The sequence below is a fragment of the Halorubrum sp. SD612 genome (genome assembly GCF_002135005.1).
The window spans coordinates 1-5,497 of sequence record NZ_NEWI01000154.1 but is presented as its reverse complement, the minus strand read 5'-3'; the positions used below and the strand labels follow the sequence as shown (position 1 = coordinate 5,497).

Here is a 5,497-nt window from a genome sequence, read left to right as displayed (position 1 = left end):
GTGCCGCTGTCGCCGTCGCGGATGCCGCGGACCGAGCCCTGGACGTGGGTCTAGGCACGGCACAGTTCGGGGTGGTGGACGCTGGAGAGGTCGATCCCGTCGACGTTGACCCCCTCGAGCTCCTCGCTTTCGTGGTAGATCGGGACGTTCGCCGGCTCGTCCATGCGCTGGATGTCGAGCGCCTCGTAGGCGTTCGAGGTGGGCTTGTAGCCGCCCTTCGGACCGGGTACGCCCTCGACCAGCTGGAGGGCCTTGAGGCTCTGCATCTGGTTGCGGATCGTCCCCGGATTGCGGTCGACCTCCTCGGCGATCGCCTCGCCTTTCACGGCGTCCTCCTGTTCCCCGTAGAGGTTGATGAGGGCCGAGAGGATGCTTTTCTGGCTCGACGTGAGCTCGATCGATGACATGGTGGCGAATACACGACGCCCCCGCTTAAATGCGATGGAATTCACTTATAAATGATCGTGTGGGACACCCCCGACGAGCGGGGACGCCGTCCGGACTGCGCGCTCCGCCTCACTCGCCGCGCAGCCGCTTCATCCGTACGTACGCGAGCGGGCTCGACAGCGCGACGACCACGCCGACGCCGATCAGCGCGAGCCCGAAGTCGGCGGCGACGAACGAGACCGCGGCGCCGACCAGTCCGATCGCCGCGCCGGTGAACGCGACGGCGATGGTCGCGCCGATCGGCTCGATGTCCCCGGGGTCGACCGACCGGGGGTCGGAGCTGCTCATACCCGCCTCGTGGGGGCCCGGGCGCAAAACGATGTCCGATCCGGCCGGTCGTGAACGGGGAACCGAGGTGAGCGAGCGCGGCGGGCGCGCTCGACCCCCGCCATTGAAGCGCCGGCGCGCCGCGTAGCCGGTATGACCACGGTCAGGATCATCGGCGCGCCGACCGACTACGGGGCGAACCGACGCGGGGTCGACATGGGGCCGTCGGCCATCCGGTACGGCGGCCTCGCCGAGCAGCTCGCCGGCGCCGGCGTCGAGACCGTCGACGCGGGCGACCTCCCCGTGCCGCGGGCGGAGGAGCGGGATCCGGACGCTGACGCGCCCACCGAGGGGAAAGCGAAGTTCCTCCGCGAGACGGCCGACGTCTGCCGGCGGCTCGGCGACGAGGTCGCCGCGACGCTCGCCGGCGGCGAGGTGCCGCTGGCGCTCGGGGGCGACCACTCCATCGCCATCGGGAGCCTCGCCGGGTCCGCGCGCGACGCGGAGATCGGCGCCGTGTGGTTCGACGCGCACGCCGACCTCAACACGCCCGCGACGACGCCGTCCGGCAACGTCCACGGGATGCCGCTGGCGGCCGCGCTCGGGATCGACGAGTTCGCGGACGCCGAGTGGGCGAACGCGCCGGGGCTCTCGCCGGAGAACGTCGCCCTGGTCGGCCTCCGCTCGGTCGACGAGGCGGAGGCGGAGCTGATCGGTGAGCGCGACTTCGCCGCGTACACGATGTCGGACATCGACGAGCGGGGGATCACCGAGGTCACCGAGGAGGCGCTCGACGTCGCCTCAGCCGGCGTCGACGGGATCCACGTCAGCCTCGACCTGGACTGGCTCGACCCCAACGCGGCGCCCGGCGTCGGGACGCCCGTCCGCGGCGGGGTGACCTACCGCGAGGCGCACAGCGCGATGGAGATCGTCGACGGGACGGACGCGCTCCGCTCGATGGAGATCGTCGAGGTGAACCCAACCCTAGACCAGCACAACGAGACGGCCGAGCTGGCGACGGAGCTGGCGGCGAGCGCGTTCGGGAAGCGAGTCCTCTGAATCGAGGCCGGTCGATCCGAACGCGTCAGACGCCGCGGTCGAGCTCCTCGACGACCCGCTGGAGGTCCGCCGCGGACTCTATCTCGCCTTTGATCTCCTCGCGCCGGCGGACCGCCGCCGAGTCGGCGTCGTACGCGCGGACGAACTCGGCGCGGGTGTGCTCGTCGAACGCGTGGCGGATCGCGAAGTAGCCGTCCGGAACGATGGTGCCGCACACCTTACACTCGTGGCGCTGGTGCTCGTTCGTCTGGTGGACGATCGCCGCTTCCACGTCGTCGAAGGCGGCGTCGCAGTCGCCGATGCCGCACGTCCAGCGAGGGGCCATACCCGAACTCCTGCCCGAGGGGGATTAACGGTTTCCCAACACCGCGCGGGCGTTCCTGCCGCCGGCGGGGGCGGTCGCCGCCGCGGCGGCGACCGCGGTGGCGGCACTGCCGTCGTCGAACGATACGCCTTTGCGCGGGCGCGACGACCGTGCGACCGTGACCCGATCGAGAACGCGCGTCGACGCCCACGTCAAGATACTCGACGACGAGGTCGTCGCCCGGGCGAAGGCGCGCGACATCGACGCGCTCGTGTACGCGCCGCACTTCACGCGCCTCCCGACGATCAGCGAGCGTGCGGCCCGGTACACCGACGACGAGCTGACCGTCGTCCCCGCCCGCGAGGTGTTCACCGGCGACTGGGGGAACCGGCGACACCTCCTCGTCCTCGGACTCTCCGATCCCGTCCCCGACTACATCACCTTCGAGGGAGCGATGGCCGAGTTCGAGCGGCAGGACGCGGCCGTCCTCGTCCCGCACCCCGGGTTCGCCACTATCTCGCTCACGCGACCCGAAGTCGACGCGCACGCCGCCCGGATCGACGCGGTCGAGACGTACAACACCAAGCTGCTCCCCCACCAGAACGCGCGCGCCCGCCGGACCGCGACGGAGACCGGCTGCGCCGGGTTCGGATCCTCGTACGCGCACCTCCCCGGCACGGTCGGCGAGGCGTGGACGGCCTTCGAGGGCGACCTCGACGACGCCGAAGCGGTCGCCGACGCCTTCCGCGAGCGACGCCCCCGAACGGTGATCCACCGCGGCGGACTGGGCCACCGGCTCCGCGGGCTCGTGGAGTTCGCGCACCTCGGCTACGAGAACACGTGGACGAAGCTCGACCGAATGTTCCTCTCCGGCAACGAACCGACCCTCCCGTCGAACGTCGCATACGAGGGGCGATTCGACGACGTGAGCGTCTACGAATAGCGGCCGTGCGAGCGTCTCGGGGCGGCCCGGATCCCGATCGGCTTCCCGGTCAGAGCCCGAAGCCCGCCGCGGCCTCCGACGCCGCGGACAGGTCCAGGTCGAGGCTGACGACGTAGGTGTGAATCGCCCAGAATGCCGTCAGCTCGACCCCGGTGATGACCACCGTGACGAGGTCGGCGTACTTGCTGCTCGTCGTCACGCCGCTCGGCATTCCGAACTCACGGTCCGAGAACGGGTGGAACAGCGCGATGCCGCGTCGGCTGCCGACCACGTCGAGGACGTAGTGGGTCAACACGCCGATCCACACGTACTGGAGGTTGCCGAAGACGATCGGATACGCGAGGAACACCGCGAGCACGGGGAGGCTGTGGAGCGTCTTCCGGTGACGGCCGAAGGCGGTGTCCACGTCGGGGAACAGCGCCCCCAACACGACGGGGACGGTGATCTCGGCGACGGTCGTCGCGGTCGCCGCGTCGAGACCCGGTTCGACGATGAAGCCGAGCCCCAGGGCGAGCAGCAGGCCGTTGAGGACGTGGCCGCGTTTGTTCATGTCTCTGCGTGTGCGGGTCGGCAGGTCAAACCACCGGATCCGGGCGGCGTGCCCGGAGAGGATCGCACCGCCTCGCCGTCGACCGGGGTCCACTCACGGGCCGAACGCTCCCGGGCCGAAAGAGCCACGGCGGGCGCGTCCGACCCGACCGTATGGAGTACGAGGAGCCGAAGTTCTTCCACGTGATGCAGTACGCCGCGGCCGCCGACGGCGACGTCATCGACATGGTGAGCGGCAACCCCGACTGGGAGCCGCCCGCCGCGCTCCGAGAGGCCCTCCGCGAGTACGCCGACCTCCCGCCAGCCGACTTCCAGTACCCGCCGAGCGACGGGCTCCGAGAGCTCCGCGGGGCGATCGCCGAGCGCCGGGGCGTCGACCCCGAGCGCGTGGTCGTCACCAACGGCACCGGCGAGGCGAACTACCTCGCGATGGCCCGGGCGCTGGACCGCGACGCTGGTGACGAGGCGCTCCTGATGGACCCGGTGTACCCGTACTACCCCGGGAAGACGCACCTGCTCGGTGGGGAGCCGACGCTCGTGCCCACGGCGCGCGACGGCGGGCTCGACGTCGACGCGATCCGCGAGGCGGCGAGCGAGGACACGGCACTCGTCGTCCTCAACACGCCGAACAACCCGACCGGCGCCGTCTACGACCTCGACGCGGTCCGCGAGGTCGTCGAAATCGCGGCGGCCGTCGACGCGCTCGTCGTCGTCGACGAGGTGTACGACCGGTTCGATCTCACCGGCTCGTTCGAGTCGGCGCTGACGCTGGACTCCGAGCGCGTCATCGTCACGAGCGGCTTCTCGAAGTCGATGGCCATCACGGGCTTCCGCGTCGGGTACGGGGTGTTCCCCGAGGCGCACGTCGGCGACGCGAAGACCCGACACATGCTCGTCAACGTCACCGGGGCGCGCCCCTCTCAGTACGCGGTGTACCACGCGCTCGAAGAGACGCCGTCCGACTACTACGCCGCGTCGCGCGACCTGCTCGCTGACCGCGTCGACGCGTTCGCCGCCGCCCTCGACGCGGCGGGCGCGGAGTACGGCCGCCCGGAGGGCGCCTTCTACGTCCTCGCGCGCTTCGACGGGTTCCCCGGCACGATGGCGAACGTCAAGCGCCTGATCGACGAGGCCGGCGTCGCCGGGATGCCGGGCGAGGCGTTCGGCACCGCCCGCGACGAGTGGATCCGGTTCGCGCTGGTGACGCCCCGAGCGACCGAGGCGGCTGAGCGGCTCGCGGACTACTTCGACGGCGGCCCCGCCGACGCGGGCTGAACCGTTCCCACGACTCCGCCGTATTCAAATACGCGCGCGCAGACCAACGCGTATGGAGCAGATCGACGACCAGTACGCGCCCGCGGACGTCGAGACCGCGGTCGACGAGTACTGGGACGACCACGACGCCTACGAGGCGGCGAAGGAGGCGCACGCCGACGATCCGCCGTTCTTCTTCGTGGACGGCCCGCCGTACACCTCCGGGCAGATGCACCTCGGGACCGCCTGGAACAAGACGCTGAAAGACGCCGTCATCCGGTACAAGCGGATGACCGGCCACCGCGTCACCGACCGCCCGGGATACGACATGCACGGGCTCCCGATCGAGGTGAAAGTCGAGGAGGAGCTCGGCTTCGAGAACAAGCGGGACATCGAGGAGTACGGCATGGAGCCGTTCATCGAGAAGTGTAAGGAGTTCGCCCTGGAGAACCGGGCGGCGATGGACGAGGACTTCAAATCCATCGGCGCGTGGATGGACTGGGACGACCCGTACGAGACCATCTCGCCGGAGTACATGGAGGCCGCCTGGTGGGCGTTCTCCGAGGTCGCCGACAACGGGCTCGTCGAGCAGGGGAAGCGGTCCATCTCGCAGTGCCCGCGCTGCGAGACCGGGCTCGCCAACAACGAGGTCGAGTACGAGGACGTCGAGGACC

Annotated in this window: 7 protein-coding genes and 1 pseudogene; 4 read left to right on the top strand and 4 right to left on the bottom strand. The window is 70.5% G+C overall.

All coding sequences use genetic code 11. The annotated features are described in order from the left end of the window. Positions 1-53 precede the first annotated feature (53 nt). Both B9G38_RS13840 and B9G38_RS13835 read right to left on the bottom strand, forming a co-directional pair. Positions 54-407, bottom strand: a pseudogene (locus tag B9G38_RS13840) (Rrf2 family transcriptional regulator); the annotation flags it as partial. A 109-nt stretch (positions 408-516) separates the two neighbouring features. Further along, positions 517-735 carry a hypothetical protein gene (locus B9G38_RS13835; protein WP_086220744.1) on the bottom strand — a complete coding sequence of 73 codons (219 nt, stop codon included), beginning with the start codon at positions 733-735 and terminating at the stop codon, positions 517-519. 132 nt (positions 736-867) lie between these two features. Here B9G38_RS13835 and rocF point away from each other — a divergent pair, with 132 nt between their 5' ends. Next, the gene (gene rocF, locus B9G38_RS13830; protein ID WP_086220743.1) at positions 868-1,773 is read left to right on the top strand and encodes an arginase; all 906 of its coding nucleotides are present in this window, start codon (positions 868-870) and stop codon (positions 1,771-1,773) included. A 25-nt stretch (positions 1,774-1,798) separates the two neighbouring features. Here the strand turns inward: rocF and B9G38_RS13825 are convergent, their stop codons facing one another. Continuing rightward, on the bottom strand, positions 1,799-2,098 hold the full coding sequence (locus B9G38_RS13825) for a hypothetical protein (protein WP_004596437.1): 300 nt from the start codon (positions 2,096-2,098) through the stop codon (positions 1,799-1,801). 130 nt (positions 2,099-2,228) lie between these two features. Here B9G38_RS13825 and B9G38_RS13820 point away from each other — a divergent pair, with 130 nt between their 5' ends. Beyond that, positions 2,229-3,020 (top strand): PHP-associated domain-containing protein, encoded by a 792-nt coding sequence (locus B9G38_RS13820; RefSeq protein WP_086216110.1) that lies wholly within the window; start codon positions 2,229-2,231, stop codon positions 3,018-3,020. A gap of 49 nt (positions 3,021-3,069) precedes the next feature. On the opposite strand, the gene B9G38_RS13815 is transcribed toward B9G38_RS13820, so the two are convergent. Further along, complete coding sequence (locus B9G38_RS13815; RefSeq protein ID WP_049931154.1) at positions 3,070-3,570, bottom strand: metal-dependent hydrolase; 501 nt, start codon at positions 3,568-3,570, stop codon at positions 3,070-3,072. Between the two features lie 152 nt (positions 3,571-3,722). Here B9G38_RS13815 and B9G38_RS13810 point away from each other — a divergent pair, with 152 nt between their 5' ends. Both B9G38_RS13810 and B9G38_RS13805 read left to right on the top strand, forming a co-directional pair. Next, a complete protein-coding gene (locus tag B9G38_RS13810) occupies positions 3,723-4,844 on the top strand; it encodes a pyridoxal phosphate-dependent aminotransferase (protein ID WP_086220742.1) in 1,122 nt (373 codons plus the stop codon). Between the two features lie 52 nt (positions 4,845-4,896). Next, a partial coding sequence (locus B9G38_RS13805) for a class I tRNA ligase family protein (protein WP_143415466.1) occupies positions 4,897-5,497 on the top strand: 601 nt, incomplete at its 3' end.

Bases quoted from the DNA above. Each gene is read 5' to 3' on its own strand.
- B9G38_RS13835 (WP_086220744.1), bottom strand. From the start codon at position 735: ATGAGCAGCTCCGACCCCCGGTCGGTCGACCCCGGGGACATCGAGCCG.
- rocF (WP_086220743.1), top strand. From the start codon at position 868: ATGACCACGGTCAGGATCATCGGCGCGCCGACCGACTACGGGGCGAAC.
- B9G38_RS13825 (WP_004596437.1), bottom strand. From the start codon at position 2,098: ATGGCCCCTCGCTGGACGTGCGGCATCGGCGACTGCGACGCCGCCTTC.
- B9G38_RS13815 (WP_049931154.1), bottom strand. From the start codon at position 3,570: ATGAACAAACGCGGCCACGTCCTCAACGGCCTGCTGCTCGCCCTGGGG.
- B9G38_RS13810 (WP_086220742.1), top strand. From the start codon at position 3,723: ATGGAGTACGAGGAGCCGAAGTTCTTCCACGTGATGCAGTACGCCGCG.